The organism is Cellulosimicrobium sp. Marseille-Q4280 (assembly GCF_943181405.1).
Lineage (GTDB): Bacteria > Actinomycetota > Actinomycetes > Actinomycetales > Cellulomonadaceae > Cellulosimicrobium.
This window is the reverse complement of record NZ_CALPBY010000001.1, coordinates 157,755-184,006: the sequence shown is the minus strand read 5'-3', so window position 1 is coordinate 184,006 and position 26,252 is coordinate 157,755. Positions and strand designations below refer to the sequence as shown.

Annotated in this window: 30 protein-coding genes and 1 pseudogene; 19 read left to right on the top strand and 12 right to left on the bottom strand. The window is 74.6% G+C overall.

The window, feature by feature from the left end:
* Positions 1 to 45 precede the first annotated feature (45 nt).
* Positions 46 to 624 carry a dihydrofolate reductase family protein gene (locus NFS20_RS00755; protein ID WP_251149846.1) on the bottom strand — a complete coding sequence of 193 codons (579 nt, stop codon included), beginning with the start codon at positions 622 to 624 and terminating at the stop codon, positions 46 to 48.
* Positions 625 to 697: 73 nt separating this feature from the next.
* Between NFS20_RS00755 and NFS20_RS00750 the strand changes: the two genes are divergently transcribed.
* The 5 genes and pseudogenes from NFS20_RS00750 (at position 698) to NFS20_RS00730 (ending at position 4,968) form a co-directional block, all read left to right on the top strand.
* Entirely contained in the window at positions 698 to 1,270 is a 573-nt protein-coding gene (locus tag NFS20_RS00750) for a TetR/AcrR family transcriptional regulator (protein ID WP_251149845.1), read from the top strand.
* 284 nt (positions 1,271 to 1,554) lie between these two features.
* The gene (locus tag NFS20_RS00745) at positions 1,555 to 1,959 is read left to right on the top strand and encodes a TOBE domain-containing protein (RefSeq protein ID WP_251149844.1); all 405 of its coding nucleotides are present in this window, start codon (positions 1,555 to 1,557) and stop codon (positions 1,957 to 1,959) included.
* Positions 1,956 to 2,741: a molybdate ABC transporter substrate-binding protein gene (gene modA / locus NFS20_RS00740; RefSeq protein WP_251149843.1), complete on the top strand. Its 786-nt coding sequence runs from the start codon at positions 1,956 to 1,958 to the stop codon at positions 2,739 to 2,741. Before NFS20_RS00745 ends, modA begins: the two co-directional genes overlap by 4 nt.
* 37 nt (positions 2,742 to 2,778) lie before the next feature.
* A pseudogene (locus NFS20_RS00735) lies at positions 2,779 to 3,555 on the top strand (ABC transporter permease); the annotation flags it as partial.
* Between the two features lie 213 nt (positions 3,556 to 3,768).
* Positions 3,769 to 4,968 (top strand): sulfate/molybdate ABC transporter ATP-binding protein, encoded by a 1,200-nt coding sequence (locus NFS20_RS00730; RefSeq protein WP_251150554.1) that lies wholly within the window; start codon positions 3,769 to 3,771, stop codon positions 4,966 to 4,968.
* Positions 4,969 to 5,089: 121 nt separating this feature from the next.
* Here the strand turns inward: NFS20_RS00730 and NFS20_RS00725 are convergent, their stop codons facing one another.
* Positions 5,090 to 5,797 carry a FadR/GntR family transcriptional regulator gene (locus NFS20_RS00725; RefSeq protein ID WP_251149842.1) on the bottom strand — a complete coding sequence of 236 codons (708 nt, stop codon included), beginning with the start codon at positions 5,795 to 5,797 and terminating at the stop codon, positions 5,090 to 5,092.
* A 151-nt stretch (positions 5,798 to 5,948) separates the two neighbouring features.
* On the opposite strand from NFS20_RS00725, the gene NFS20_RS00720 reads away from it, so the two are divergent.
* The 5 genes from NFS20_RS00720 (at position 5,949) to NFS20_RS00700 (ending at position 9,892) form a co-directional block, all read left to right on the top strand.
* Entirely contained in the window at positions 5,949 to 6,536 is a 588-nt protein-coding gene (locus NFS20_RS00720) for a gluconokinase (protein ID WP_463104392.1), read from the top strand.
* Between the two features lie 40 nt (positions 6,537 to 6,576).
* A complete protein-coding gene (locus tag NFS20_RS00715; protein WP_251149841.1) occupies positions 6,577 to 7,959 on the top strand; it encodes a GntP family permease in 1,383 nt (460 codons plus the stop codon).
* A gap of 63 nt (positions 7,960 to 8,022) precedes the next feature.
* A complete protein-coding gene (locus NFS20_RS00710; protein WP_251149840.1) occupies positions 8,023 to 8,385 on the top strand; it encodes a PadR family transcriptional regulator in 363 nt (120 codons plus the stop codon).
* Positions 8,382 to 9,212, top strand: a complete 831-nt coding sequence (locus tag NFS20_RS00705) for an ATP-binding cassette domain-containing protein (RefSeq protein WP_251149839.1) — start codon at positions 8,382 to 8,384, stop codon at positions 9,210 to 9,212. The genes NFS20_RS00710 and NFS20_RS00705 overlap by 4 nt, the downstream gene beginning before the upstream one ends.
* Entirely contained in the window at positions 9,212 to 9,892 is a 681-nt protein-coding gene (locus NFS20_RS00700) for an ABC transporter permease (protein WP_251149838.1), read from the top strand. The genes NFS20_RS00705 and NFS20_RS00700 overlap by 1 nt, the downstream gene beginning before the upstream one ends.
* Positions 9,893 to 10,016: 124 nt before the next feature.
* On the opposite strand, the gene NFS20_RS00695 is transcribed toward NFS20_RS00700, so the two are convergent.
* From NFS20_RS00695 to NFS20_RS00680, 4 genes are all read right to left on the bottom strand, one after another.
* Complete coding sequence (locus NFS20_RS00695; protein ID WP_251149837.1) at positions 10,017 to 11,363, bottom strand: hypothetical protein; 1,347 nt, start codon at positions 11,361 to 11,363, stop codon at positions 10,017 to 10,019.
* The gene (locus NFS20_RS00690) at positions 11,360 to 11,716 is read right to left on the bottom strand and encodes a hypothetical protein (protein WP_251149836.1); all 357 of its coding nucleotides are present in this window, start codon (positions 11,714 to 11,716) and stop codon (positions 11,360 to 11,362) included. The genes NFS20_RS00695 and NFS20_RS00690 overlap by 4 nt, the downstream gene beginning before the upstream one ends.
* 80 nt (positions 11,717 to 11,796) lie before the next feature.
* Complete coding sequence (locus NFS20_RS00685) at positions 11,797 to 13,029, bottom strand: hypothetical protein (protein WP_251149835.1); 1,233 nt, start codon at positions 13,027 to 13,029, stop codon at positions 11,797 to 11,799.
* 102 nt (positions 13,030 to 13,131) lie between these two features.
* Positions 13,132 to 14,250, bottom strand: a complete 1,119-nt coding sequence (locus NFS20_RS00680; RefSeq protein ID WP_251149834.1) for a VIT1/CCC1 transporter family protein — start codon at positions 14,248 to 14,250, stop codon at positions 13,132 to 13,134.
* A 107-nt stretch (positions 14,251 to 14,357) separates the two neighbouring features.
* On the opposite strand from NFS20_RS00680, the gene NFS20_RS00675 reads away from it, so the two are divergent.
* Entirely contained in the window at positions 14,358 to 14,729 is a 372-nt protein-coding gene (locus tag NFS20_RS00675) for an FKBP-type peptidyl-prolyl cis-trans isomerase (protein ID WP_251149833.1), read from the top strand.
* 70 nt (positions 14,730 to 14,799) lie between these two features.
* On the opposite strand, the gene NFS20_RS00670 is transcribed toward NFS20_RS00675, so the two are convergent.
* Entirely contained in the window at positions 14,800 to 15,513 is a 714-nt protein-coding gene (locus NFS20_RS00670; protein ID WP_251149832.1) for a DedA family protein, read from the bottom strand.
* 281 nt (positions 15,514 to 15,794) lie between these two features.
* Here NFS20_RS00670 and NFS20_RS00665 point away from each other — a divergent pair, with 281 nt between their 5' ends.
* Positions 15,795 to 16,400 (top strand): ribonuclease H family protein, encoded by a 606-nt coding sequence (locus NFS20_RS00665; protein WP_251149831.1) that lies wholly within the window; start codon positions 15,795 to 15,797, stop codon positions 16,398 to 16,400.
* Positions 16,401 to 16,520: 120 nt separating this feature from the next.
* Positions 16,521 to 17,543, top strand: coding sequence for a DNA-3-methyladenine glycosylase family protein (locus NFS20_RS00660; protein WP_353050398.1), 1,023 nt, complete (start codon positions 16,521 to 16,523; stop codon positions 17,541 to 17,543).
* A gap of 16 nt (positions 17,544 to 17,559) precedes the next feature.
* Here NFS20_RS00660 and NFS20_RS00655 read toward each other — a convergent pair whose 3' ends face one another.
* The 3 genes from NFS20_RS00655 to NFS20_RS00645 all read right to left on the bottom strand — a co-directional run bounded on the left by NFS20_RS00655 (position 17,560) and on the right by NFS20_RS00645 (position 19,277).
* Positions 17,560 to 17,733 carry a hypothetical protein gene (locus NFS20_RS00655; protein ID WP_251149830.1) on the bottom strand — a complete coding sequence of 58 codons (174 nt, stop codon included), beginning with the start codon at positions 17,731 to 17,733 and terminating at the stop codon, positions 17,560 to 17,562.
* Positions 17,734 to 17,881: 148 nt separating this feature from the next.
* Complete coding sequence (locus NFS20_RS00650) at positions 17,882 to 18,556, bottom strand: DsbA family oxidoreductase (protein WP_251149829.1); 675 nt, start codon at positions 18,554 to 18,556, stop codon at positions 17,882 to 17,884.
* Positions 18,557 to 18,581: 25 nt separating this feature from the next.
* Positions 18,582 to 19,277 (bottom strand): DinB family protein, encoded by a 696-nt coding sequence (locus NFS20_RS00645; protein WP_251149828.1) that lies wholly within the window; start codon positions 19,275 to 19,277, stop codon positions 18,582 to 18,584.
* A gap of 343 nt (positions 19,278 to 19,620) precedes the next feature.
* Here NFS20_RS00645 and NFS20_RS00640 point away from each other — a divergent pair, with 343 nt between their 5' ends.
* Positions 19,621 to 20,268, top strand: a complete 648-nt coding sequence (locus NFS20_RS00640; RefSeq protein WP_251149827.1) for a histidine phosphatase family protein — start codon at positions 19,621 to 19,623, stop codon at positions 20,266 to 20,268.
* Positions 20,269 to 20,337: 69 nt separating this feature from the next.
* Positions 20,338 to 20,907 (top strand): PH domain-containing protein, encoded by a 570-nt coding sequence (locus NFS20_RS00635; protein ID WP_251149826.1) that lies wholly within the window; start codon positions 20,338 to 20,340, stop codon positions 20,905 to 20,907.
* 41 nt (positions 20,908 to 20,948) lie between these two features.
* Here NFS20_RS00635 and fes read toward each other — a convergent pair whose 3' ends face one another.
* Together fes and NFS20_RS00625 are read right to left on the bottom strand one after the other, a co-directional pair.
* The gene (gene fes, locus NFS20_RS00630) at positions 20,949 to 22,283 is read right to left on the bottom strand and encodes an enterochelin esterase (protein ID WP_251149825.1); all 1,335 of its coding nucleotides are present in this window, start codon (positions 22,281 to 22,283) and stop codon (positions 20,949 to 20,951) included.
* Positions 22,284 to 22,316: 33 nt separating this feature from the next.
* Entirely contained in the window at positions 22,317 to 23,042 is a 726-nt protein-coding gene (locus NFS20_RS00625) for an MOSC domain-containing protein (RefSeq protein WP_251149824.1), read from the bottom strand.
* Between the two features lie 34 nt (positions 23,043 to 23,076).
* Here NFS20_RS00625 and NFS20_RS00620 point away from each other — a divergent pair, with 34 nt between their 5' ends.
* The 4 genes from NFS20_RS00620 (at position 23,077) to NFS20_RS00605 (ending at position 26,196) form a co-directional block, all read left to right on the top strand.
* Positions 23,077 to 23,472, top strand: coding sequence for a class I SAM-dependent methyltransferase (locus tag NFS20_RS00620; protein WP_251149823.1), 396 nt, complete (start codon positions 23,077 to 23,079; stop codon positions 23,470 to 23,472).
* The gene (locus tag NFS20_RS00615; protein WP_251149822.1) at positions 23,469 to 23,987 is read left to right on the top strand and encodes a hypothetical protein; all 519 of its coding nucleotides are present in this window, start codon (positions 23,469 to 23,471) and stop codon (positions 23,985 to 23,987) included. The genes NFS20_RS00620 and NFS20_RS00615 overlap by 4 nt, the downstream gene beginning before the upstream one ends.
* Positions 23,988 to 23,999: 12 nt before the next feature.
* On the top strand, positions 24,000 to 24,287 hold the full coding sequence (locus tag NFS20_RS00610) for a hypothetical protein (protein WP_251149821.1): 288 nt from the start codon (positions 24,000 to 24,002) through the stop codon (positions 24,285 to 24,287).
* A 61-nt stretch (positions 24,288 to 24,348) separates the two neighbouring features.
* The gene (locus tag NFS20_RS00605) at positions 24,349 to 26,196 is read left to right on the top strand and encodes an AMP-binding protein (RefSeq protein WP_251150551.1); all 1,848 of its coding nucleotides are present in this window, start codon (positions 24,349 to 24,351) and stop codon (positions 26,194 to 26,196) included.
* Positions 26,197 to 26,252 lie beyond the last annotated feature (56 nt).

Here is a 26,252-nt window from a genome sequence, read left to right as displayed (position 1 = left end):
AGCCGCGCCCTCGGGCCTCAGGTCCTCCCCCGACGGGTGCGGACCTCACGACCGGGCGTACTCCGCGAGCGTCACGCCGGACCCGAAGGTCTGCGTGCCGGTGTTCTCCCACCGCTGCGGCGCGTAGTCCCGCGCGCCGAAGAGCGGTATCCCCCCACCGAGAAGGACGGGGTTGATCTTCAGCGCGAGCCGGTCGATCTCGTCGGCGAGCACCGCGGCGAGAACGCCCCCGCCGCACAGCCAGATCCCCTTGCCGTCCTCCTGCTTGAGCGCGCGGACGGTCTCCACCGGGTCGGAGTCCGTGACGTGCACCCCCTCGCTCCCGGGAGGCGCCTCGTGCGCGCGGGAGAAGACGATCTGCCGCAGGTGCTCGTACGGGTTCGGCAGGTGGTGGTCGGGAAGGCCGACGGCGTAGGTGTTCCATCCCATGAGAACGGTGTCGAACGGGCCGTCGTCGACCGGGAGGCCGACCGCCTCGGCCAGCCGCGTCGGCGCGGTGCCACGAAACCGCTCCCAGATCGGTCCCATGTGATCGCCCTCGGCGAGGAAGGCGTCGAACTCACCGCCCGGACCGGCGATGTACCCGTCGAGGCTGACGGCGGCGTAATAGGTCACTTCTCGCATCAGAGTCTCCAATAACTACAGGTGCAGTGGTTGGAGACTACAACAGGTGCAGTGGTCGGGCTATCGTCGGCGCATGGCGAAGAACCCGGCACGACGCAGCGCACTGGCGGACGCGGGGATCGCCGTGCTCGCACGCGAGGGGTCGCGCGGCCTGACGCATCGAGCGATCGACGACGAGGCCGGGGTTCCCACGGGAACGACGTCGAACTACTTCAGGAGCCGTGACGCGCTCGTCGCCGGGCTGTTCGAGCGCATCGGGGCCCGGCTCGCGCCGACACCGGAGGACCTGGCCCGGCGAGCAGCACAGCAGCCCAGTCGCGCGCTGTTCGCCGACTACCTCCGCGACATCGTGCGGCGGCTGTCCGCCGACCCCGACGTCACCCGAGCCCTGTTCGAGCTGCGGCTCGCCTCCGGGCGCCGGCCGGAGCTCGCCGCCGTGCTCGAGCCGTGGCTGCGCGCGGGGTTCGAGGCCGACGTCGAGTTCAACCGGTCGGCAGGCCTGCCCGGCGGGCGCAGGGAGATCGCCCTGTTCCACTACGCGATCGACGGGCTCCTCTTCGACCGGTTGACGACACCGGTCGACCCGGAGGTCCCGGTCGACGACGTGATCGACGCACTCGTGGCAGGCCTGCTTCCGGCGCGGTGAGGTCGCGAGCCGACGGCGACGGCGCGTCCCGGCCGGATCGCCAGGGCGAGAGGGTGGAGGAGCGGACGCAGCGGCGTCGTGCACGACCGAGACCGCGGCGAGACGACGGCCGAGCGGGCGGTGCGACGTCGGATGCGAAGGGCGTCAAGGCCGCGCTCCTCAGACGCACGGCCGACCGTGCGAGGTGACGGCGCGGACAGCCCGAGCACCGGCGGCGCACCGTCCGCGGACCGACTGCCCAAGAGTGGGCAACAACCCGCACATGCGGGTCTATGATCGTTCTCATGCCGCACTTTCGGATCAGTCAGACCGCGAGTCTTCTCGGCGTGAGCGACGACACCGTCCGCCGGTGGGTCGACGCCGGGGACCTCGCCGCGAGCACCGACGCCGCCGGGCGCAAGGTGGTCGACGGCGCGGAGCTCGCGCGGTTCGCGGTCGCGCAGTCGCACCCGACGCCGGACCCGTCGGGGGTCGCGCGCTCGGCGCGCAACCGGTTCGTGGGCATCGTGACGGATGTCGTGAGCGACCAGGTCATGTCGCAGGTCGAGATGCTGTGCGGCGGGCAGCGCGTCGTGTCGCTCATGAGCACGGAGGCCGTCCGGGAGCTGCGGCTCGAGCCCGGGAGTCTCGCCGTCGCGGTGGTCAAGGCGACGACCGTCATCGTCGAGACCCCTGGTGGCGCAGCGTGAGCGCAGCCGCCCGGGGCACGGCCGCACTGGGCTCGCTGGCGCTCGCGGTCGGCCTCGCGGCGTGCGGCGCGGACGCGGAGGCCGGGGCACCGCAGGATCGCACGCTGACCGTGCTCGCGGCGGCGTCGCTGCGCGACGTGTTCACCGACCTCGCGACGGACTTCGAGTCGGAGCACGACGGCGTGACGGTGACGCTCTCGTTCGCGGGGTCGTCGGACCTGGGTGACCAGATCCTCGCGGGAGCGCCGGCCGACGTCTTCGCGCCCGCCGACGAGCGGACCATGGACCGTGTCGTCGAGGCCGGTGACGCGGACGACCCGGTCGCGTTCGCGACGAACACGCTGACGGTCGTCACGCCTCCGGGCAACCCCGCGGGCGTCGGGTCGTTCGCCGACCTCGCCCGCGACGACGTCAAGGTCGTCGTGTGCGCGCCCGAGGTGCCGTGCGGGAGCGCGACGGAGACGGTCGCCGACGCCGCGGGCGTGACGATCCACCGCGTGAGCGAGGAGGCGAGCGTCACCGACGTGCTCGGCAAGGTCACCGCGGGTGAGGCCGACGCCGGGCTCGTCTACGTCACGGACGCAGCGCTCGCGGGGCACGACGTCGAGGTCGTCGACGTGCCCGAGACCGACGCGGCGCTCAACACGTACCCGATCGCCGTGGTCGCGGCCGCGACCGACGCCGGGGCGGAGCAGCGGGAGCTCGCGCAGGCGTGGGTGGACCTCGTGACCGGCGAGACCGGCCGGGCCGCGCTCGCCGAGGCGGGCTTCGGCACGCCGTGACCATGACCATGAGCCGCGCCGTGCCAGGAACCGGCTGATGCGCACGCTCCCCCGCTGGCTGCTCGTCCCGGCGGCGCTCGGGGCCCTGTTCGTCGTCGTGCCGCTCGTGGCGATGGCCGCCCGTGTCGATCTCGCGCCGGGTGCGGACGGGACGGGGGGGCTCTGGTCGCTCGTCACGTCGCCGACCGCGGTCGACGCGCTCTGGCTGTCGCTGCGGACGTCGCTCGCCGCCACCGCGTGCTGCGTCGTCGTCGGCACGCCGATGGCGCTCGTCCTCGCGCGCACGACGTTCCCCGGGCAGCGGGTCGCGCGCGCGCTGGTCCTGCTCCCGCTCGTGCTGCCGCCCGTGGTGGGCGGCATCGCGCTGCTCCACACGTTCGGGCGGCGTGGCCTGATCGGGCAGCACCTCGAGGTGCTCGGGATCGAGATCGCGTTCACGACGACGGCGGTCGTGCTGGCCCAGACGTTCGTCGCGCTCCCGTTCCTCGTCCTCAGCCTCGAGGGCGCGCTGCGCACCCAGGACACCCGGTTCGAGGACGTCGCCGCGACGCTCGGCGCACGCCCGACGACCGTGCTGCGCCGGGTCACGCTCCCCCGCGTGCTGCCGGCGCTGCTGTCCGGCTCCGTCCTCGCGTTCGCGCGGGCCCTCGGCGAGTTCGGCGCGACGATCACGTTCGCGGGCGCGCTCCAGGGCGTGACGCAGACGCTGCCGCTCGAGATCTACCTGCAGCGCAGCGCCGACCCTGACGCCGCGGTCGCGCTGTCGTTCGTGCTCGTCGTCGTCGCGGTGGTGATCACCGCCGGGGTCCACGGTCCGCGCGTGCTCGACGGCGCGGGTGCCGGGCGCTCAGGTCCGGGGCCGAGGTGGGGACGCGCGCCCGACCTACCATCCGCGCCGCTCGTTCCTCGCGACGCTCCCGCCAGACCCGCCACGGTCGGGCGCGCGTCCCTACCCCGACCCCTCGTCGGTCGCCGGGCCTCGGCGCGTGTCGGGCGACGGACCCCGGCGGAAGTCGCCGAGGCGACCATGGGTGCGGCGGAGCCGGCCGCCTCGCTCGCCGTGCGGGCCGTCGTGCCGGGGCGAGGGCTCGACGTCGACCTCACGGTCGCTCCCGGAGAGGTCGTCGCCGTGCTCGGGGAGAACGGGTCGGGAAAGTCGACGCTGCTCCAGGCGGTCGCCGGGCTGCTGCCCCCCGCCGCGGCCCGGTCCGCTCGCGTCACGGTCGACGGGGCCGACGTCACGCGCGAGCCGCCGCGCGGCCGACGCGTCGCGTGGCTCAGCCAGCGCCCGCTCCTGTTCGAGCACCTCTCGGTCGTCGGCAACGTCGCGTTCGGCCCGAGGGCTCGCGGTGCCGGGCGAGGCGCGGCCGGCGCCACCGCGCTCGACGTCCTCGCAAGGGTCGGCGTCGACGACCTCGCGGGACGCCGCGCGACCGAGCTGTCCGGCGGCCAGGCGCAGCGGGTCTCGATCGCCCGCGCCCTCGCGACGGACCCGCGCGTCCTCCTGCTGGACGAGCCGCTCGCGTCGCTCGACGTCGGGGTCGCGCAGCGCGTGCGCTCGGTGCTGCACGACGCGCAGCGCGACCGGCCGCGCACGACGCTGCTCGTCACCCACGACCTGCTGGACGTGCTGCTCCTGGCGGACCGCGCCGTCGTGCTCGAGGACGGCCGCGTCGTCGAGGACGGCCCGGCCACCGAGGTGCTGACGCGTCCGCGGTCCCGGTTCGCGGCGAGGCTCGCGGGCGTCAACCTGCTCGCCGGAGTGGTCTCGGACGTCACCGAACCCGTGCCGGTCTCGACGCGGTCCGCCCTCAGGGCTGTCGAAGCCGTCGAGGCCGTCGAGCACGAGGCGGCGCTGTCGGTCGGCGGCACCGAGACCGGGGTGCTGGGGACGGCGGGCGAGCCGCTCGCCGTCGGCTCCGCGGCCGTGGCCGTCTTCGAGCCGCGGACGGTCGCGGTCCACCGCGCGACGCCGGAGGGCAGCCCGCGCAACGCGTGGCGCGTGGTCGTCACGAGCGTCGAGCCGCACGGCCCGCTGCTGCGCGCGTGGGGCCGGGTCGAGCGGGACGACCTCCGGCCGGGCGAGCGGTCCGCCGTCGTGCGCGACGACGCCCCGCGCCTCGCCGCCGACCTCACCCCGCGCGCGGTGGCCGAGCTGCGCCTCGCGCCCGGCGAGAGCGTCTGGTTCGTCGTCAAGGCGGCGGAGGTCCGGCTCCACGCGCGCTGACGGGACCGCCTGCCGGGACCCATCCCCCTCGGGCCTCTCGCCGTTCCCGGGTGAGCGTCAGCCGATCCGGGGTTGCGCGCCGCGGATCCGCCCGGGTGGACACGACCCCGGGTTCGGCGGGTCAGACTGACGAGGACGGCGAGACGCCGCCGAGCGCGCTGCGCACCTCGCCGACCAGCGCCGCCATCGCCGCCTCGGCCCGCTCCGCGTCGCCTTCCGCGACGGCGTGCGCGACGGCCTCGTGCTGGTCGAGCGCCTCGGGGACGGGCGACGCAGGCATGAGCCCGAGGTGCGTCCGGCCGGAGAGCACGGCGGCGACGACGTCGGCGAGCGCCCCGAACATCTCGTTGCCGCTCGATCGGAGCAGGAGCTCGTGCATGCGCACGTCGAGCGCGAGGAACTCCTCGAGGTCTCCCGCCTCGCCGAGCATCCGCATGCGCGCGGCGGTCGCGACGAGCTCGTCGCGGACCTCCTGCGTCGCGTTCCGTGCGGCGCCCGCCGCGGCGAGCGGCTCGACGGCGTGGCGCAGCTCGGTGAGCGTGCGGAGCTGCGCGTCACGACCGGGACCCTCGAGCCGCCAGCGGATGACGCGCGGGTCGAGCACGTTCCAGGCGTCCATGCCGAGCACGACGATGCCCACGCGCCGCCCGGAGCGGACGAGGCCGAGCCCTTCGAGGAGGCGCATGACCTCGCGGGCGACGGTGCGCGAGACGCCGAACTCGGTCCCGATCGCGTCGAGCGTGAGGGGCGTGCCGGCGGCGACGTCGCCGCTGGTGATGCGACGCCCGAGAGAGTCGAGCACGGTGGTGTGCAGGACCGTCGTCGCCATGACGTCGAGCCTAGTGGTGACCATTGGTGTGATCAATCACTTGCCAATGGTGTGATCAATGATGCATCCTCGAACGCACGGCGCGACGGCCGCGCCGCGACACCGACGTCGACGGTCGACGTCGGTCCGAACGGACCGGACAGGAATCCGCATGGACAGCACGGAACGCGAAGACGCTCCCGGCACGCCGGCGCAGGCGCCCGGCTCCACCGCACCAGCACCCGAGCACCTCGTCGTCATGGGCGTGGCCGGCTCGGGCAAGACCACGGTCGCGACGCTCCTCGGCGACCACCTCGGCATCACCTACGCCGAGGCCGACCAGTTCCACCCGCAGGCCAACATCGACAAGATGAGCGCGGGCACCCCGCTCACCGACGAGGACCGCTGGCCGTGGCTCGAGGCGATCCGCGACTGGCTGAGCAGCGAGGCCGACGCCGGCCGGTCCGGCGTCGTGACGTGCTCCGCGCTCAGGCGCTCGTACCGCGACCTGCTGCGCACCGCGCGCGGCCAGGTGTGCTTCGTGCACCTCGACGGGTCGCCCGAGCTCCTGGCCGATCGCATGCAGCACCGGAGCGGGCACTTCATGCCGACGTCGCTCCTGCCGTCACAGCTCGCCACGCTCGAGCCCCTGACCGACGACGAGCGGGGCTTCCGGCTCGACATCGCCGCGCCGCCCGAGCAGCTCGTGGAGGAGATCCTCGCGCGAGCGCACCTGCGCGGCACCGCCGAGGCCCGCTGACCTACCTGACCGCATCCCCACGACGTCGACGGAGACACCCATGCCCCCCGAGGACTGGACCCAGACCCTGACCGCGGGCCCGCTGCTCGCGATCGCCGCGGGCGCCATCGCGCTCCTGCTGTTCCTCATCATCAAGCTCAAGCTCCACGCGTTCCTCGCCCTGATCGTCGTCAGCCTGCTCACCGCGCTCGTCGCCGGCATCCCCACGGGGTCCGTCATCGAGGTGCTCACGGCAGGGTTCGGCACGACGCTCGCCACCGTCGCCCTGCTCGTCGGGCTCGGTGCGATGCTCGGCCGGCTCGTCGAGACGAGCGGCGGCGCCCAGGTGATGGCCGACTTCCTCATCGACAAGTTCGGCGAGAAGCGCGCACCGTTCGCGCTCGGGCTCGCGTCCCTCATCTTCGGGTTCCCGATCTTCTTCGACGCCGGCCTCGTCGTGATGCTGCCGATCGTCTTCTCGGTCGGGCGCAAGCTCGGCGGGTCGCTCCTGCTCTACGGCCTCCCCGTCGCGGGTGCCTTCTCGGTCATGCACATCTACGTGCCGCCGCACCCCGGCCCCGTCGCCGCGACCGAGTTCCTCGGCGCGAACATCGGCATCGTCATCCTGCTCGGCCTCGTCGTCGCGATCCCCACGTGGTACGTCACGAGCTACCTGTTCGGCCGCTACGTCGGGAAGCGCATCGACCTCCCGATCCCCGCGATCCTCGGCAAGGCCGACGAGGACCAGCTCGAGAACCCGCCGAAGTTCGGCACGGTCATCACGATCCTCCTGCTGCCGCTCATCCTGATCTTCGCCAACACGGGCCTCGACGCGCTGGGGGCCGCGGGCGCCGTCGACCGCGAGAACCCCGGCGTGCTCGCCCTGCGGGCCATCGGCGCGACGCCCGTCGCGCTGCTCATCACCGTGCTCGTCGCGGCCTGGGTCCTCGGCAAGCGCCGCGGCGTGACCGGGACGGCGCTGGAGAAGACCCTCGACTCCGCGCTCGGGCCGGTCTGCTCCGTCATCCTCATCACGGGCGCGGGCGGCATGTTCGGTGGCGTGCTGCGCGCCACCGGCATCGGCGACGCGCTCGCGGAGGTGCTCAGCGACCTCGGCCTCCCCGTGATCGTCGCCGGGTTCCTCATCGCCGCGATCCTGCGTGTGGCGCAGGGGTCGGCGACCGTCGCGCTCACTACGGCGGCCGGCCTCATCGCCCCGGCGGTCGAGGCGGGATCCTTCAACCCGGTCGAGCTCGCCGCGATCGTCGTCTCGGTCGCCGCCGGGTCGGTGGTGCTCAGCCACGTGAACGACTCCGGGTTCTGGCTCGTCGGCCGCTTCTTCGACATGGACGTCAAGACGACGCTGAAGACCTGGACCGTCATGGAGACGGCCATCGGCGTGATGGGCTTCGCCATCGCCGCCCTGGTGTTCGTCGTCGCCTGACGAGACCCGACCGACCGCGGTGGGTAGGTGGACTGACTACCGGTAGAAAATTAATCTACCTATGTGACTCGTACCGTGCGGCAGCAGTGGCTCCACGGGCTTCTCGACGCGTGCCTCCTGTCCCTGCTCGACGAGAGCAGGGACTACGGACGAGGGCTCGTCGAGAGGCTCGTGCAGGCCGGGTTCGACGAGGTCCCGGGCGGGACGCTGTACCCGGCGCTCCTGCGCCTGGAGACGCAGGGCCTCGTGCGCACCGAGAAGGAGCCGTCCACCTCCGGTCCACCGCGGAAGTACTACGAGCTGACCGACGACGGCCGCGCGGCCGTCCGAGAGCGCCGGGTGGCGTGGCGCCAGTTCCGCACCGCTGTGGACGCCGTCGTGAAGCCCTCGGAGACCGCGACCGCCCGGAACGGCGCGACGCCATGACGACGGCCGAGGAGTGGACGAGACAGCTTCGCGGTCGCCTGACCGACCTGGGGATCGGCGTCCCCCAGGCCGACGAGCTCGCCGCGGACGCCCTGTCCGAGTCCCGGGCCGCCGACGTCGAGCCGGCCGCGATGTACGGGCCCGCCGTCGCCTACGCCGGGACGCTGGCACAGGCCGCACGGTCCGGCGCCGCCGCCGCGGCGCCGCTGCCGCGCGTGCTCGGCCCGGTCGTCCTGCGGCTGCTGGGCGTGTCCAAGCGCTACCGGCGGCGACACGTCCTGCGCGACGTCGACCTCACCCTCCGGGCAGGCGAGGTGGCCGCGGTCGTGGGCGCCAACGGCTCCGGGAAGTCGACGCTGCTCAACATCTGCGCCGGGTCGACCAGGCCCTCGTCCGGGACGGTCGAGCGCACCGAGCGGATCGGGTACGCGCCCCAGCAGAACGGCGTCGCCCCTCTGCTGACACCCTCGGAGCACTTCCGGCTCTTCGGAGCAGCCCACCGGATGACCGCCCGGAAGTCGGTGGCGCTCGGCGATCACCTCGCCGCCCAGCTCGGGTGGCGGGCGCGTACGGACGGCGTCGTGGCACAACTGTCGGGTGGGACGCAGCAGAAGCTCAACGTCGTGCTCGGCGAGCTCGGCCGGCCCGACCTGATCCTGCTGGACGAGCCATACCAAGGGTTCGACCAGGACTCGTACCTCGACTTCTGGGACCAGCTGTTCCGCTGGCGGGACGCCGGTGCCGGCGTCCTCGTCGTGACGCACCTCCTGCACGACCTCGACCGGGTCGACCACGTGCTCGAGCTGGCCCCGGTGGAGGAGACGTGATGCTGCTGACCGTCGCGACGACGAGCCTGCGCGAGTTGAGCAGGCGACGCGTCGCGCTGGTGCTCGTCCTCCTGCTCCCGCTGGTCTTCTACCTGGTCCGCCTCGACGTGCACTGGCAGGCGATCCGGTTCCTCGCCCTCGGGATCGGCTGGGCGGTCGCGACGCTGTCGCTGTTCAGCCACGTCGGCTCGCGCCACCTCGACCGGCGGCTCAGCGTGGTGGGCGCACGGCCCACCACCCTGTTCTTCGGCCGACAGCTCGCGCTGCTCGCCGTCGGGCTGGTCATGGCCGGTGTCTACTTCGGTCTCGTCGCGATCACCCAGCCCGACCTGCCGCGGCTTGGCGGCATCGCGCTGCTCCTGGTCACGACGGTGTGCGTCGCCGCGCCCCTGGGCGCGCTCGTGAGCCTGGTCATCACGCGCGAGCTCGAGGGAGCGCTCGCGCTGCTCTCGATCATGTCGCTCCAGCTCCTGGTCGATCCTTCCGGTTCCCTCGCCTGGCTCCTCCCGCTGTGGTCCACCCGCGAGCTGTCCGGCTATGCCATCGACGGCAGCACCGGGACCGACTCCCTCACCGCAGGTCTGGCCCACTTCGCCCTCACGGCCACGCTGTGCGTGCTCGTCGCGTGGGTCGTGAGCATCGCGCGACTCCGCCCCGCCGAGATCCGGCCTCCCTCGTGAGAGCGAGGCCGGGCCGAGGTGACGCCCCGGGGCGGTCACGTCGCCTGCCCCGCCCACGTCCTGCGCGACCGCGCCACGGAGACCGCCCGGGCGCGAGGCCCGGGCGGTCCCGTGATCGGTGAGGTCAGCCCCGCTCGGTGAACACCGGGGCGTACGCGTCCGGGTCCGCGAGCCACGGCTTGCGGCGCAGGCGTCGCATGACCAGCCCGACGAGCGTGAGCCCGCCGGCCATCAGCAGCAGGCCGAGGTCGTCACCGCCGGCGCCCGTCGTCGCGAGAGCAGTCGGCCCCGACGCGGCGACCACCGGACCCGCCGTGCCGACCCCACCGGTCGTCACGGCACCGCTCCCCGAGCCGGTCGGGTACTGCACCAGGATCACCGTGCCGTCCGAGTCGTTCGAGCCGCCCGAGCCGCCCGGGGTCGTCGGGTCGGTCGGGTCCGTCGGGTCGGTCGGGTCGGTCGGGTCCGTCGGGTCCACCGGGTCCGTCGGGTCCGTCGGGTCCGTCGGGTCCGTCGGGTCCGTCGGGTCGGTCGGGTCGGTCGGGACGACGGCGGCCGGGCAGGCGAGGCTCGCGTCGCCCAGGAGCCCCACGCCGATGCAGGAGACGTCCACCGGGACCGTCACCGGCAGGTCGACGTCGAGGTCGGGCAGCCCGTCGACCAGACCGCCGTCACCGACGACGCCGTCCAGCAGACCGCCGTCACCGGCGACCCCGTCCAGCAGACCGCCGGTGTCCCCGCCGCCGACCAGGTCGTCGCCCAGCAGGTCCTCGACCAGACCACCGTCACCGAGGACGCCGTCGAGGACACCGTCAGCGTCACCGTTCCCGAGGAGGTCGTCCACGAGGCCGCCCGCGCCGAGAAGCTCGTCGAGCAGACCGCCGTCGTCACCCGTGGCGCCGTCGCCGCCCGTCCCCGGACCCGAGCCCGAGCCCGAGCCCGAACCGGAACCGACGACGGCGTCGCCGACCACGCCGATCGCCACGTCGGACACGTCCACCGGGATCGTGACCGGTGCGTCGACGTCCACGTCGGACGAGCTGTCGTCGGTGGTCGCGCCGCCGGGTGCCGGGGTCTCGCCCGCGGTGCCCTCCGCCGGGGAGGTCACCACCGCGTCGCCCAGGACGCCCACCGCGACGCCCGACACGTTTACCGGCACGGTCACCGGCGCGTCGACGTCGACGGTCCCCGCCTCACCCTGCGCGGGCGGCGACGCGGGCGCGCCCGCTCCTCCGCCCGTCGTGGGCTGCGTCACGGTCGCGTCGCCGAGGACACCCACCGCGACACCGGACACGTCGACCGGGACGGTCACCGGTACGTCGACGTCCACGTCGGGAGCTGCTGCGGCCGGTTCCGCCGGTGCGTCCTGCGACGGAGCGGGAGCCGAAGCCGGAGGCTCCGGTGCGGGCTCCACCGCGGCGTCGCCGAGGACGCCCACGGCGACGCCGGAGACGTCCACCGGGACGGTCACCGGCACGTCCACGGCGACGTCCGCGGGCTCGGCCACCGGTGCGGAGGCCGCTTCGGGTGCCGGTGCGGGGGCCGCCTCGGGCGCCGGGGCGGGGCCTCGGCCGGGGCGACGCTCGCGTCGCCGACCACCCCCACCGCGACGTCGGACACAGAGATCGGCACGTCCACGGGGACGTCGACCGAGACGTCGGGCAGGACGTCCACGACGTCGCTCAACGGAGCGTCGACCGAGACGTCGATCCCGAGATCGCCGAGGAGGTCGCCCTCGGCAGCGTGGGCCGCTCCGGCCCCGACGGCCAGCAGGCCGCCTGTGACGAGCGCTGTGCGCAGCGCACGCCGGAAGAAGATGTGCATGATGTGCTCTTTCCTGGTCTGAGGTGGTGGCGCTCGGTGCGCCGGGTCGCGTGCCGTGCTCGGGGCACGGCGCGACCGCCTCAGGCAGGAGAGACCGGGACCTCGAAGAAGGTCGACGGGTGCGCGGACCGCGCGTCGTCGACGACGACGGTCCAGGAGTCGGGGGCCGCCAGGGCCGCGTGGGCGCCGAGCGCCGCGTCGGCGCCGCCGCCGGCCGTGCGCGGGGTCACGCTGCCCGACGGCGCGGGCGCGGTGCCGAGGGCCCCGTCCGCGGGGCCGTGGTGCCCGCCGTCGGTCCCGGACGCGCCGGCCGGCGTCGCGACCGTGGCCTCCGGGAAGCCCTCGCCGGCGACGTCCTGCGTCACGGGCGAACCCGGCGCGGCGAAGGAGCGCGAGACGCCGGCCCCGGCCGACGACGACGCGGGCGCGCCGCTCGGGGGTCCGGCGACGGCGGCGGTCCCCGGCGCCGCAGGGGCGTCGGAGGCGCCCGGCGGCTGGGAGGTCGAGCCTCCCGGCGGCGCTGGCGTGCCGGGGGTCCCGGGGCCGGTGCCACCGGGTCCCGGTACCTGAGGCAGCAGCGGCGCCAGGGGGTCGACCGGCGCGAGGAGCCCGGTGATCGGGCCGAGGACCGGGTCGGTGATCGGCGCGAGCTCGTCGGTCACCGGCGCAAGCAGGTCGAGGACCGGCGTGGTCACGGGCGCCAGCGGCGCGGTCGCCGCGAGCACCGGGTCGAGGACCGGCGCGAGAGCGCCGACCACGGGGGTGACGACGTCGGTCACGGTGTCGAGGGCCGGCGTGGTGACCGGCTCGACCGCGTCGACGACCGGGCGGACGACGGGAGCGACGGGCTCCGTCACCGCCTCGACGACCGGGACGACGGGCTCCACCACCTGCTCCACCACCGGAGCGACCGGCTCGGCCACGGCGTCGACGACGGGTGCGACGGGCTCCACCACCTGCTCCACCACGGGAGCCACAGGCTGAGCGACCGCCTCGACCACCGGGGCGACGGGTGCGGTCACCGGCGCCACGACGTCGCGCGCCACCGGCTCGACGACGTGCTGCACGACCGGTGCGGCGACCGGCTCCACCACGTGCTCGACCACCGGCTCGACGACGGTCTGCACCGTCGACGTGACGGGGTCGAGGACGGCGCCGAGGCCCAGCGGGTCACGCTCGGCGGCGCTCGCACCACCGGCGGTCGCGACGGCCAGGCCGAGCCCGAGGCCCGCACCACCAAGGGTCAGCAGGCCACGCAGCGCCCAGCGGCGGACGCCGGAGCGTCTGCGCTGCTGTCCCTGCGTCTCGTCCACGACCGTCCCCTGTGTCGATCCCCCATGGCCGGCCCGTCGCAGGACCGGTCCGGGCCACGGTAGGCAGAGTGCCGCCGGTCACACCACCCGACGCACCGATTTTCACCCGACCGTTGCCCCGAACACCCGACCGAGCAGGTACGTGGCGAGCGCAGCGCCGAACCCGATGGCGACCTGCCGGAGCCCGCGCGTCACGGGCGACGTGCCGGACAGGAGGCCGACCGTCGCACCGGTCGCGAGGAGCGCGATCCCGACGAGACCGCCGGCGACCGCCACAGCCGCCGCTCCCGTCAGGCCCAGCAGGTAGGGCAGGACCGGGATGAGCGCACCCGACGCGAAGAAGAGGAACGACGACACGGCCGCGCCGATCGCCGTGCCGTGGGTCTCGTGCTCGTCGACCGAGGGGGCGGGCGCGATCTCCGTCTGCGCCGTGTAGGTCGAGAGCACCTCGGACGCGTGCGCCTCGGCCTCGCCCGCAGTCATCCCGCGCGCCCGGTAGACCAGCGCGAGCTCGTTCGCGTCGACGTCGAGGTCGGGCAGCGCGGCCGACGCGTGCGGGCTCGGCGTCGACGCGTCGAGGAGCTCGCGCTGCGAGCGCACCGACACGTACTCCCCCGCGCCCATCGACAGCGCCCCGGCCAGGAGCCCGGCGAGCCCGGAGAGCAGGACGGTCTGGTTCGAGGCACCCGACGCCCCGATGCCGAGGATGAGCGCGAGGTTGGAGACGAGACCGTCGTTCGCCCCGAACACGGCGGCGCGGAACGTCCCCGACATGCGGTTCCGCCCCCGGGTCGCGAGGCCGCGCACGACCTCCTCGTGGATGCGCTCGTCGGCGGCCATCGTCGCGGTCGCGTCCGCGTCGGTCTCGTACGACGACCGCGACTCGGCCCGCTGCGCGAGCGCGAGGACGAACACGCCACCGAAGCGCCGTGCGAGCGAGCCCAGGCTCCGGGTGCGCCAGTCGCCGCGCAGCGGCCGCCCGACGTCGTCACCGAGGAGGTCGAGCCAGTGCTGCTCGTGGCGCCTCTCGGCGTCGGCCAGTGCGAGGAGGATCTCGCGCTCCTCGCCGCTGCGCCGGCTCGCGAGGTCACGGTAGGACGCCGCCTCCGCACGCTCGTCGGCGAGGTACCGGCGCCACCGGCGCACGTCGCGGGCGCTCGGGGCGACGCCGGCGGATGGTTCTGCGGGCACGCCGGACGACGGCTCGGGGGAGGTGGCCATGCCTCCCATGATGGCGATCTTTCGCGTCCTGGTGTTTCGCCTCCCCGAAGACGGGGACGGCGGTGTCCGTCTGACGCCGTCCGTCGGCACGTGGTTGGATCGACGGCATGACCACACAGCCTGAACGCCCCGAGATCGACGCGCCCGAAGGGCCCGCACCCACCGAGCTCGTCGTCGAGGACGTCGTCGTCGGCGACGGACCGGAGGCCACCCCCGGCTCGACCGTCGACGTCCACTACCTCGGCGTCGAGTACGAGACCGGCGACGAGTTCGACGCGTCGTGGAACCGCGGCCAGTCGATCAACTTCCCGCTGCGCAGCCTCATCGCGGGCTGGCAGCAGGGCATCCCCGGGATGAAGGTGGGCGGGCGCCGCAAGCTCGTCGTGCCGCCGGAGCTCGCCTACGGCCCCGCCGGCGGCGGCCACCGCCTGTCCGGCAAGACGCTGATCTTCGTCATCGACCTGCTCGGCGTCTCCTGACCTGCACCGCCTCTCCCGCGAGGTAGCACCCCGGTCCGCGAGGTAGTACCGCGGTCTTCAGACCGGGGTACTACCTCGCCGGAGCGGAGCACGAGACCAGAGCCGCCTCGCGATCAGACGGCGACGGGTCCGGGTTCGTGACGCCCGACGTCAGTACGGACCGTTCCCGGCGGGCGGCGCGGACCCGGACCACCGCGTCGACGACGACGCCGACGAGCACTCCCCCGACGACACCGACGACCACGGCCAGGAGCGGGCTGTCGCCGAGCCAGGCGGCCGCGAGCGTGCCGACCGCGACGGAGTACGCGGACCACACCACGGACGCGACCGCCGAGAGTCCCATGAAGCGCCGCCGCGAGAAGCCCACCGCACCGGCCGTGACGTTGACCGCCGTCCGCCCGACGGGCACGAACCGCGCCGCCAGGACGACGGACGCGCCGCGACGGTCGAGCGCTCGTGCCGCCCAGCCCACGGTGCGCTGCCCGCGGGAGCCACGCAGGGCGGGGAGCGCCCGTGTCCCGAGCGCGCGACCGAGCGCGTAGGCGAGCTGGTCACCGCACCACGCGCCGAGCGCCGCGACGAGCAGGACGAGCCCCCAGGCCACCCCGCCGCCCGACTGCGCCCCGACCGCGAGCATGACGATGACCGTCTCGCCGGGGATCGGCGGGAAGAACCCGTCGGCCGCGGTCGTCGCGAAGAGCGTCGGCAGCGCCCACACGGAGTCGACGAGCGCGAGCAACCATGACTCGACCTGTCCCCACAGCTCTCCCACCCACGTGACCATGTCCCCACCCTCGACGACCGGCCCTGCCTCCCACCATGGGGTATCCCCCCGGTTCTCCCCTGAGGCGACCCCGACCGTGCCGCGGGAGAACCGGGGTCCCCGACGTCGTGCCGCGGGACGGGACGGCAGGTCCCTCGGGGCCCGTCGACCTCGACGCCGGACGCGTGCACGACGTCGTCCCCGGACGGGAGACAATGTGCCCCGACGCATTCGCCTCCCCGCGCCGCAGCCCGCGGACGGGGACGTCCGTGATCGAGGAGCACAGTGGATCGAGGAGCGCAGTGATCACTGTCAGCACCGACGGCTCGTGCCTGGTCAACCCCGGCGGGGCGATCGGATGGGCGTGGATCAACCACGACGGGTCGTTCGACTCCGGCGGTGCCGTGAGCGGGACCAACCAGGTCGCCGAGCTCACGGCCCTCCTCCAAGCCGTCCGCTCGCACCCGGGTGCCGAGCCGCTGCTCATCGAGTCCGACTCCCAGTACGCGATCAAGTGCGCGTCGGAGTGGGTCGTCGCGTGGAAGCGCAAGGGCTGGCGGACCGCCGGCGGTCAGCCGGTGAAGAACCTCGAGCTCGTGCAGGCCATCGACCGGGCGATCACGGAGCGTGCCGGGCCGGTGCGCTTCCGCTGGGTCCGCGGCCACGTGGGCGACCCGTTCAACGAGCGCGCGGACCAGCTCGCCGGCCTCGCCGCCCAGGACTGGGCCGCCGGTCGCGGCGACCTCGACGGGACCCTCGTCCCCGAGCTCGGCGACCCCACCGCCGCTCCCGGGCGAGCCGCGCCGTCGTCCGCCGCGACGGCTGCGACGGCTGCGACGGCTGCGACGGCTGCGACGAAGGCTGGTGCGGCGGCCCCCGACTGGGGCATGGACACGCTCTTCGACTGATCTTCCGCCCCGCCGAGAACGACCTGAGGGTCGTCATCCCGGCGAGAACGACCTCCATGTCGTGCTCGGCAGCGAGCAGCGTCGTGCTCGGGCGTCGGGGGCGGGTGCGACCATGGAACGGTGACCGTCGCGCCGAGCACGGGCCTGGAGCCCGCCGAGCACGGGCCTGTCGACCGTTCTCGGCCGGAACCGGTGGCCGATCCCGTGCTCGGCACGGATGAGCCCCGCGCCCGACGCCTCACCTCCGACCGGCCGGTCGACCTCCACCTCACGCTCGCCCGGCTCCGGCGCGGGCCCTACGACCCGACCGTCCGCGTGTCGCCGTCCGGCGAGGTCTGGCGGACGAGCCGTCTCGCGTCCGGACCCGTCACGTGCTGCCTCGTCCAGGCGGGGCCGCGCGACGTCGTCTGCCACGCGTGGGGCCCCGGCGCCGAGGAGGCGCTCGACGGGCTCCCGGCCCTCCTGGGCGAGCACGACGACGCGTCCGGGTTCGTCCCGCCGCCCTCGCTCCACGACGTCCACCGCCGCGCGGCCGGTCTGCGCGTGCCCCGGACCGGACGCGTCCTCGAGGCGCTCGTGCCCGCGATCCTCGAGCAGCGCGTGCAGACCGTCGTCGCGTGGCGCTCCTGGATCTCGCTGGTGCGCCGGTACGGCGAGCCCGCCCCCGGTCCCGCGGGCGGGGTGGGGATGCTCGTCGTGCCCGACGCCGCCACCTGGGTGGGCATCCCGAGCTGGGAGTGGCACCGGGCCGGGGTGGACCCGGGACGCGCGCGGACCGTGCGCGCGGCGGCGCAGGTCGCGCGACGGCTCGAGGAGTGCGCCGACGTGCTCGACGCCCACGGGGCGCCCGCAGCGCACGCACGGCTACGGCTCGTCCCGGGAGTCGGCGTCTGGACGGCGGCCGAGGTCGCGCAGCGCGCGCTCGGCGACGCCGACTCGGTGTCGGTCGGCGACTACCACCTGTCGAAGGCGGTGGGGTGGGTGCTCGTCGGCGAGCGCGTCGACGACGACCGCATGCTCGAGCTCCTCGCCCCCTACGCGCCGCACCGCTACCGCGTCGTGCGGCTGCTCGAGATCTCCGGGCGCGCGCGACCCCCGCGCCGCGGACCGAAGCTCTCGATCCAGGACCACCGGCAGAACTGACCGGCCGCCCCACCCGTCACTCGGGCAGCGCGCACACCCCGTCGACGCACGCGCCGGCGTCGTCGGAGCCGACCATCGTGAACGTCTGGGCGTCCTCGTGGTGGGGCGCCGCGGCCTCCGCGGCGGACACGGTCATGAGGGTCGTGCGGCGCGGGTTGGCGATGGAGTGGAAGAGCGTGGTGTCGGTCATCGGGAGATCCTCCTCGTGGGATTCACGGGCTCCGGTGCACGTGGGAGTCGGTGCCGGCGGCGGTGCGGGCTTCTGTCCAGTGTCGGTGATACCGCGTCTCGGTTCCACCGCACCGCCTGTGACGTGCGTCGCCCTGGTCGCAGGCCTGTCAGGCTGCGGCACCCTCGGCCGCCGCCTGCTCGAGCACCTGGACGAACACGGCCGGGTCCTGTGCGCCTGAGACTCCGTACCGCCCGTCGACGACGAAGAACGGGACGCCGTTGATGCCGTAGGCGCGGGCCTGCTCGATGTCCGCCTGCACGTCGTCGGCGTACCGGCCGTCCTCGAGCGCGGCGACGGTCTCGTCGCGGTCGAGACCCACCTCGGCGGCGAGGTCGGCCAGGATCTCGGGACGGCCCACATGCTGTCCCTCCTCGAAGTAGGCCTTGAGCAGGCGCTCCTTCATCTCGACCTGCTTGCCGTGCGCCTTCGCGTGGTGCAGCAGCTCGTGGGCGGCCAGCGTCTTCGTGTGCTGCACGGCGTCGAAGTCGTACGCGAGGCCCTCGGCGGCGGCGAGCTGCGTCATCTGACCGAGCATCTGCTCGACCTGCTCGCGCGGCATCCCCTTGTGCCCGGCGAGGAAGTCGACCTCCGTGCCGTCGAAGTCGACGGGGGTGTCGGGGGACAGCTCGAACGAGTGGTACTCGATCTCGACCTGCGGCGCGAAGCCGCTCTCCTCGAGGCGCCCGAGCGCCGTCTCGAGACGTCGTTTGCCCACGTAGCACCACGGGCACGCCACGTCGGACCAGATGTCGATCTTCACCGTCGAGGGGTTCTGCGTCATGTGACGGTTCAACTGTCCAGGAGGCTCACCGATTCCCCGGCGCCGCTGTGACGTGCGACGCCCGGTACAGGTCCTGGAGCAGGAGGATCTCCGCGCCGTGGTGGATCAGCTCGCGGTTCATGTGCGCGACGAGGTGGGCGAACGGGGACTGCGCGTCGATCGGGGTGGCCTGGCTCAGGCCGACCGTGAACATCTCGTCGTCGGGCAGCGCCTCGACGCCCTCGCGCCAGCGGTCCACCCCGCGGCGCAGCCCGTCGACGGCAGGACCCACCTCGCCCGAGAACGGCACCGCGTCGCGCCGCCGCTCGTGGTCGCCGAACGTCCACTCCCAGCGTTCGAAGAACGCCTCCGTGAGGTGCGCGACGAGCCACGCGATCGTGCGGGGCTGCGCCGACTCCGGACCTGCCGGCCACTCCATGACCCACTCCCCCGGCCCGAGCGTCCGGGGCGCGCGCTCCTCCCCGCGCCGCACGACCCGCAGCGCGTCGGGTCCCGGCTCCCACTCGAGCTCGGCCTGCGTCACGGTCGCGAGGCGGTCCGCGAGGACGAGCCAGGAGAACCCGAGCTGGCCCCGCACGACGGCTGCCGCGGTCGGGACCTCGAGGACCGACCAGTCGAACTCCGGGCTGCCGTACGTGTGCTCGTCCTGATCCGTGGCCCGAGCGCCGTCCGTGCCGTCAGTACCGTCAATGCCGTCCGTGCCGCCGCCTTCGCGCGCCATCGTCCTTCTCCTCACCGTGGAGCTGCTCGACCTGCGCGACACTAGGACGAGCCGCCCACACCGGCCCGCCAGACACACACGGACACAGACACAGACACCGACAACGACACCGACCGGAGCCCAGCCTTGCGCGTCCGCCCTCGCACCGTCCTGCTCGTCGCGACCGGGATCGCCGTCGTGCTCCTCGCCGCGCTCGTCGTGTTCCTCGCGGTCAACGGGGTCGACGGCGTCCCGGACTGACGCCGGACCGTCCCTCCGCGCTGCCCGCCGCGCGCCCACGGGGACCGCGGGGGATCCTGCTGGGAGGCCCGAGACCCTCGGACCCCGAGCAGGAAGGCCCCCCGTGACTGCGAACGACACCGCACCCGACCCCCAGCTCGTGCTCGTCCGGCACGGGGAGACCGAGTGGAGCGCGACGGGCAGGCACACCGGCCGCAGCGACATCCCGCTCACCGTCGCGGGCGAGCAGCAGGCCGTCGCGGCGGGCGTGTGGCTGCAGCGGTGGGCCGACGAGCGCGGGCGACGCCCCGCCGTCGTGCTCGCGAGCCCCCGGCAGCGGGCGCGACGGACGGCCGACCTCGCGGGGTTCGCCGACGTGCCGACGGACGACGACCTCGTCGAGTGGGACTACGGGCCGGTGGAGGGCCGCACGACGCGCGAGATCTCCGCCGAGCTCGGACGCGAGTGGCTCGTGTTCCGCGACGGGGTCAACGTGCTCTCCTCGCCCGACGGTCACCGCGGCGAGGCGCTCGACGACGTGGCCGCGCGCTGCGCCCGGGTCCTCGCCCGGGTGGAGCCGACGCTGCGCGACGGCGACGACGTCGTGCTGTTCGCCCACGGGCACGTGCTGCGCGTCCTCGCGACCGTGTGGCTCGGCGTCGAGCCCGGGCTGGGCGCACGCCTGGAGCTCGGCACGGCCACGATCTGCCTGCTCGGGTACGGCCACGGTCTGCGCACGATCGAGGGCTGGAACCTGCCCGCGAACGGCTGACCTCGCGGCGCGGTCCACAGGTGTGGGACGCCCTGGGCCGGCGCGTCACGAGGTGGCACCATGCTCCCCATGGGACTGAGCGAGAAGCACCTCACCGAGGGTGAGCACGTCGTCATGGAGCTCAAGGAGCACGCGAAGGCGCTGTTCTGGCCCCTCGCGCTGCTGGCCCTCCTCGTCGCGGCGGTCGTCGTCGCGGTCGTCCTCGTCCCGGACCCGGTCGTGCGCTGGGTGATCGCCGGCGTCGCGCTCGTCGCGGCCGTGATCTGGGTCTTCGTGCCGTGGCTGCGCTGGCGCACCACCGAGTACACGGTGACCAACAAGCGCATCTCGCTGCGCACGGGCATCATCACGCGCACCGGCCGCGACATCCCGCTCTACCGCATCAACGACGTCAACTACGAGAAGGGCCCGATCGACCGGCTCTTCGGGTGCGGGACGCTCGTCATCTCCGACGCCACCGACAAGCCGGGCCTCGAGCTGCACGACGTCCCCGACGTCGAGACCGTCCAGGTGCGCCTGCACGACCTCCTCTTCAGCGCCGACGACGGCTCCGACGACGGCGAGTGGCCGCCGAACGAGCCGCCGCGCGGCCCCCGGGGCCCTCGCGCGCCGCGCATCCCGCGCGCCGAGCACGGCTGACCTTCAGCGGGACCGTCCCGCGCGCCGAGCACGACGGACGCTCAGCGCGACCATCCCGTCCCCTTCGGCGGGCCGAGGACCTCCGCCAGCCCGGTGCCGAGGCACGCGTGCCACCACGCCCAGTCGTGACCGCCGTCGACCTCGGTGAGGACCACGTGCTCGCGCCGGCCGCGCAGCAGGTCCCGCACCTCGCGGTTCGCGTCCGTGATCGTCCCCTCGTGGGCCCCGACCTGCAGCACCGTGCGGCCCGTGCGCGGGCCCGCGGTCCGGAGCCAGCCGGCGACGTCGCGCGCCGACGCGTCGTCGAGGTCGGGCCACCACAGCGATCCTGACTGCGCGAGGGCGTTCCCGAACCGGTCCGGACGGTGCCGCACCTCCTGGAGCGCCGCGAGACCGCCGAAGCTCTGCCCGGCCACGACGGTCAGGGCGGGGTCGCGCGTGAGGCGGACCCCGCGGTCGGCGAGGTGCCGCGTGACCTCGGGCAGCAGGTGGTCGGCGAGGTCGTCGTAGTACGCCGTGCTGTCGGGCAGGTCCCGTCCGCGCTCGGCCCGGGTCAGGGAACCCACGAGCACGGCGACGAACGGTGTCACCGTGCGGTGCGCGACGAGGGCGTCGAACAGCGAGCGGGCGTCGAGCTGCTCGGCCCAGACCTGGCCGTCGTGCAGCACGACGAGCGGCAGCTCGCGCCGGCCTGCCACCGGGAACCCGGCCGGCGCGTGGCCCGAGCCCGGCGGCACGTACGTCCACACGGGGTAGGCGCCCGCGCCGGGCCGCTGCCAGGTGCGCCGTTCGAGGACGCCGGGCGGCGCGCCGTCGGGCAGTGCGGGCGGGCGGGGCGCGCGCGGGCCGCGGGCGACCGAGCGGGCCTCGCCCCGCAGACCCCGGTACGACGGCGACGGGTTGAGCACGTCGTGGACGGATCGCCCCAGGAGGTCGAGCCACCAGGCGCGCGTCGCCGCGTCGTCCCTGCCGCCCGGGGCGACCGGCTCCTCGTCGAGCGGGAGGAAGCCGTACCCGGAGACCCACTGCGGACCGGTCGCGAACGCCGCCCACCACACGTCGGTCCCGGGCACGTGCTCCATGAGACCGTCGGCGAGGTGCGAGCGGTCGGCGAACGGCTGGACGTCGACGTACACGGCGGCGGCGTGAGCGTCCCGGTGGAGGAAGAGCGTGAGGTCGGTCGTCCCCGGGCCGGGGACGCGCAGCGGCGTGCCGATCCGGGCGACCTCGTCCCACCACGCGTCGGAGCCGACCGCCGCCGGGCCGGCGACGACGGCGCACAGCCTCTCCGCGGCCAGCGACAGCCGCCCGCGCACCCCCTCACGGAGGAGCGGCCGGAGATCACGGACGACGGACGCGGGTGACGTGGCCTGCACGTGACGAAGGGTAGCCGCGGTCGGCTGGGCGCCTCAGTCGTCCACGCCGTGGCCGGCGGCGATCTCGGCACGCTCGCGCAGCTCGTCCGCGAGGGTCGTGTCGCCGCCGAGGTGGGCCGCGAGGAGGCGCCGGGCGATGTCGGCGGCACGCTCCGGGTCGGCCCCGCGGCCGGTCCACGCGCCGAACCAGTCCTGGAGCGTCACGCCGTGCTCCGGCCGGTAGCAGACGGTCACGGCGTCGCCCGCGCGGAGCTCGCCGGTGCGCACGACCCGCAGGTACGCGCCCGTCCGGTTCGCGACGGCGAACCGCTTGACCCACCTCTCCTCGCCCAGGTAGCGCGCGAACGTCGCGCACGGCGTCCGCGGGAGGGTGACCTCGAGCAGCGCCGTGCCGACGGACCACCGCTCGCCCACGACGGCGCCGCTCACCGGGATGCCCTGCACGCGCAGGTTCTCGCCGAACAGGCCCGGCGTGACCTCGCGCCCGAGCTCGCCGGCCCACCACTCGGCGTCGTCCTGCCCGTACGCGTACACGGCCTGCTCCTCGCCGCCGTGGTCGGCGCGGTCGGCCTGCACGTCGGCGTAGAGCCCGAGGCGGCGCACCTTGACGGGCCCGTCGACGGGTCTCTTGTCGATCGCCGTGACACCGATAGGGCCGGCGTCCGGCAGGAGCGCGTGCACGCGGCACACGGCGAGCAGCGCACCGGTCGGGGCGGACGACGCGAGATCGGTCACGGGGGCGGTGGTCGTGGTGCTCATCCTCGGATTGTCGCAGCCCGGGTACCGTCGGGGAATGAGCACCGCCCGTCCCTCCCGCTGGGAGCAGAAGGTCGCCGCCGACCCGTCCCACTCCACCTGGTACGTCGAGAGGTTCCGCAGCATGGCCGCCGACGGCGCCGACCTCGCGGGCGAGGCGCGGCTCGTCGACGCGATGCTGCCGCGCGGCTCGCGCGTGCTCGACGCAGGGTGCGGTCCGGGCCGGGTGGGGGCGGAGCTCGCGGCGCGGGGGCACGTCGTGGTCGGCGTGGACGTCGACCCGGTGCTCGTCGACGCCGCTCGCACCGACCACCCGGGACCGGACTGGCGCGTCGGGGACCTCGCCGAGCTCGACCTCGCCCTCTCGACGTGGGACCTGCGTCCGTGGTCCCCCGACGCAGACTTCCTCGTCGCCGTGCTCTCCGCGTCGTGAGCGCCGCACGACGCGCGGGCGGCCCGGTCCTCTCCTTCGGCCTGCTCGGGGCGGTGGCCGCGTGCGGTGGCGGCGCCGAACCGTCGGAACCCGCACCCCCGCCGGACGCGCTCACGTCCTACGCGGAGGCGGGTCGGGCCCTCCGCGCCGACGTCGACGGCGTGCTCGGCGCCGACGGCTGGGCCGACGACCACGTCCCCACCGCGACGGGGCAGGAGGACGGCCGCTGCGTCGTCTTCCTCCTGGACTCCCACGCGACGCGCGAGGGCTCGGCGTCCTACGACCTGCTCGAGGAGGTTCCCGACGCGATCGCCTCCACGCTCGAGGAGCACGGCTTCGGTGCGCCCTCGGACGTCGTGCACCCGGAGCACGGGGGGTCGGCGTACGTCGAGGCCGAGGACCCCGCCGGGTGGTCGGTCCGCGTGACCGCGGACGGCGACGTCGTGCGCCTCGACCTGTCCGGCCCGGTCGCGCTCGACCCGTGCGACGAGGCCGGCCTGCCGGCGCTCGGCTGACGGAGAGCGCCCGTGCCCTCCTACCGCGTCACGCTCGCCGTCGGGCTGCTGCACCCCGGCGCCGACCCGGAGTCCGTCCTGCCCGCCGCCGTCGCCGCCGGCCGCGAGCGCACGACCGTCGAGGCGTACGACGTCGGCGTCGTGCGCGGTGAGGCGCGCATCACCGTGCGCTTCCTCGCCGACGGAGACGAGGCGGCGCACGCGGTGGCGCGTGCGGTGGAGGCCGGCGTGCGGACCCTCGCGGCGGCGTCGGACCGCCGCCTGACCCGCCGGTGGGGCGCGCGCTGGTACCCCGCCTGAGGAGCGGGCACGAGGGCCTCACAGAACCTACGCAACCGTAGGTTACGGTGGCGTAGTGAACATGCTGGCGACGAAGCCGTGGACGTCCCGCTACGCACCGGGCGTCCCGGCCGACGTGAAGATCCCCGACGAGCCGGTCACCGCTGCCCTCACCGCAGCCGCGGGCCGCTGGCCCGCGCGCGTCGCGGTCGACTTCTTCGGCGCGACGACCACCTACGCGCATCTCGCCGCCGAGGTGGAGCGCGCGGCCGGCGCCCTCCACGACCTCGGCGTGCGGCGCGGTGACCGCGTCGCGATCGTCCTGCCCAACACCACCGCCCACGTCGTGGCGTTCTACGCGGTCCTGCGCCTCGGCGCGGTCGTCGTCGAGCACAACCCCACGTACACCGCGGACGAGATCGCGCACCAGCTCGCCGACTCGGGTGCGAGCGTCGCCCTCGTGTGGACCAAGGCCGTGCCCGCGGTCCTCGCCGCCCGCGACGGCTCGGAGCACGCGGCACCCGACCTCCGCACGGTCGTCGCGGTCGACCTGGCACGCGACCTGCCCACCGCGTCACGGCTGGCCCTGCGCCTGCCCGTGGCGCGCGCCCGCGCCCAGCGCGACGCGTTGCGCGGCCCGGTCCCCGCCGGGGTCCCGGACTGGCACGACCTCGTCCGTCGCGCGCGCCGCCTGCCGCCGGCGCTCCCCCACCCGACCTCCGACGACGTCGCGCTCATCCAGTACACGGGCGGCACCACGGGCACGCCCAAGGGCGCCGTCCTCACGCACCGCAACCTCGTCGCGAACGTCGTGCAGGGCCAGGCGTGGGCCGCGTTCACGGAGGGCGCGGAGGTCGTCTACGGCGTCCTGCCGTTCTTCCACGCGTTCGGCCTGACGTTCTGCCTCACGCTCCCCGCGCGCATCGGCGCGACGCTCGTCGCGTTCCCGAAGTTCGACCCGCAGGCGTTCGTCGCCGCGCAGAAGCGACGCCCGGCGACGTTCCTGCCCGGCGTCGCGCCCATGTTCGACCGGATCGTCGCGGCCGCCACCGGGACCGCGTCCGGCGACGGCTCCGAGGGTCGGGCGGCGGAGCCCCGGGCCGACCTGTCGTCGATCCGGCTCGCGTTCGCCGGCGCGATGCCGATCACCGCAGAGACCGCACAGCGCTGGGAGGACGCCACGGGCGGCCTGCTCATCGAGGGCTACGGCATGACGGAGACGGCACCGGTCGCGCTCGGCAACCCCTGCTCCGACGACCGCCGCCCCGGGACCCTCGGTCTGCCGTTCCCGAGCACCGACATCCGCGTCGTCGACGCCGAGGCGCTCGACGCGGGCGACCTGCGCGACGCGGAGCCCACCACGCCGGACGGCGGCGTCCCGACCGTCCGGGGCGAGCTCCTCGTCCGCGGCCCCCAGGTCTTCCAGGGCTACTGGCAGCGCCCCGACGAGACCGCGGGCCAGCTCCTCGACGACGGCTGGCTGCGCACGGGCGACGTCGTCGAGGTGCCGCTGGACGGTCCCGACGCCGGCACGGTCACGCTCGTCGACCGCATCAAGGAGATGATCGTCACCGGCGGGTTCAAGGTGTACCCGTCGCAGGTCGAGGAGCACCTGCGGCAGATGCCCGGCGTGCGCGACGTCGCGGTCGTGGGCCTGCCCGGGACGGGCTCGGACGAGCAGGTGGCGGCCGTCCTCGTCCTGGACGAGGCGCCCGGCGGTCCGGTCGGGGCCGACGACGGCGGGTCGCCGCCGCGCGTCGACCTCGCCGCGGTCCGGGAGTGGGGCGAGAAGCGCCTCGCCCGGTACGCGCTGCCGCGGACGCTCGCCGTCGTGCCGGAGCTCCCGCGCTCGCAGATCGGCAAGGTCCTGCGCCGCGTCGTGCGCGAGGACCTCCTCGGCCGCGACGACGTCGAGCGCCACCGCGGCTGACGGCGGGCGCCCCCCCCTCGCCGGGGCGGCGCGCGGCCGCCGTAACCTGACTGGCG

What these genes read in the sequence shown, in the direction of transcription:
- NFS20_RS00755 (WP_251149846.1), bottom strand. Translation starts at nt 624, where the DNA reads ATGCGAGAAGTGACCTATTACGCCGCCGTCAGCCTCGACGGGTACATC.
- NFS20_RS00750 (WP_251149845.1), top strand. Translation starts at nt 698, where the DNA reads ATGGCGAAGAACCCGGCACGACGCAGCGCACTGGCGGACGCGGGGATC.
- NFS20_RS00745 (WP_251149844.1), top strand. Translation starts at nt 1,555, where the DNA reads ATGCCGCACTTTCGGATCAGTCAGACCGCGAGTCTTCTCGGCGTGAGC.
- NFS20_RS00730 (WP_251150554.1), top strand. Translation starts at nt 3,769, where the DNA reads ATGGGTGCGGCGGAGCCGGCCGCCTCGCTCGCCGTGCGGGCCGTCGTG.
- NFS20_RS00725 (WP_251149842.1), bottom strand. Translation starts at nt 5,797, where the DNA reads ATGGCGACGACGGTCCTGCACACCACCGTGCTCGACTCTCTCGGGCGT.
- NFS20_RS00720 (WP_463104392.1), top strand. Translation starts at nt 5,949, where the DNA reads ATGGACAGCACGGAACGCGAAGACGCTCCCGGCACGCCGGCGCAGGCG.
- NFS20_RS00715 (WP_251149841.1), top strand. Translation starts at nt 6,577, where the DNA reads ATGCCCCCCGAGGACTGGACCCAGACCCTGACCGCGGGCCCGCTGCTC.
- NFS20_RS00705 (WP_251149839.1), top strand. Translation starts at nt 8,382, where the DNA reads ATGACGACGGCCGAGGAGTGGACGAGACAGCTTCGCGGTCGCCTGACC.
- NFS20_RS00700 (WP_251149838.1), top strand. Translation starts at nt 9,212, where the DNA reads ATGCTGCTGACCGTCGCGACGACGAGCCTGCGCGAGTTGAGCAGGCGA.
- NFS20_RS00690 (WP_251149836.1), bottom strand. Translation starts at nt 11,716, where the DNA reads ATGCACATCTTCTTCCGGCGTGCGCTGCGCACAGCGCTCGTCACAGGC.
- NFS20_RS00680 (WP_251149834.1), bottom strand. Translation starts at nt 14,250, where the DNA reads ATGGCCACCTCCCCCGAGCCGTCGTCCGGCGTGCCCGCAGAACCATCC.
- NFS20_RS00675 (WP_251149833.1), top strand. Translation starts at nt 14,358, where the DNA reads ATGACCACACAGCCTGAACGCCCCGAGATCGACGCGCCCGAAGGGCCC.
- NFS20_RS00670 (WP_251149832.1), bottom strand. Translation starts at nt 15,513, where the DNA reads ATGGTCACGTGGGTGGGAGAGCTGTGGGGACAGGTCGAGTCATGGTTG.
- NFS20_RS00655 (WP_251149830.1), bottom strand. Translation starts at nt 17,733, where the DNA reads ATGACCGACACCACGCTCTTCCACTCCATCGCCAACCCGCGCCGCACG.
- NFS20_RS00650 (WP_251149829.1), bottom strand. Translation starts at nt 18,556, where the DNA reads ATGACGCAGAACCCCTCGACGGTGAAGATCGACATCTGGTCCGACGTG.
- NFS20_RS00645 (WP_251149828.1), bottom strand. Translation starts at nt 19,277, where the DNA reads ATGGCGCGCGAAGGCGGCGGCACGGACGGCATTGACGGTACTGACGGC.
- NFS20_RS00635 (WP_251149826.1), top strand. Translation starts at nt 20,338, where the DNA reads ATGGGACTGAGCGAGAAGCACCTCACCGAGGGTGAGCACGTCGTCATG.
- NFS20_RS00625 (WP_251149824.1), bottom strand. Translation starts at nt 23,042, where the DNA reads ATGAGCACCACGACCACCGCCCCCGTGACCGATCTCGCGTCGTCCGCC.
- NFS20_RS00620 (WP_251149823.1), top strand. Translation starts at nt 23,077, where the DNA reads ATGAGCACCGCCCGTCCCTCCCGCTGGGAGCAGAAGGTCGCCGCCGAC.
- NFS20_RS00605 (WP_251150551.1), top strand. Translation starts at nt 24,349, where the DNA reads ATGCTGGCGACGAAGCCGTGGACGTCCCGCTACGCACCGGGCGTCCCG.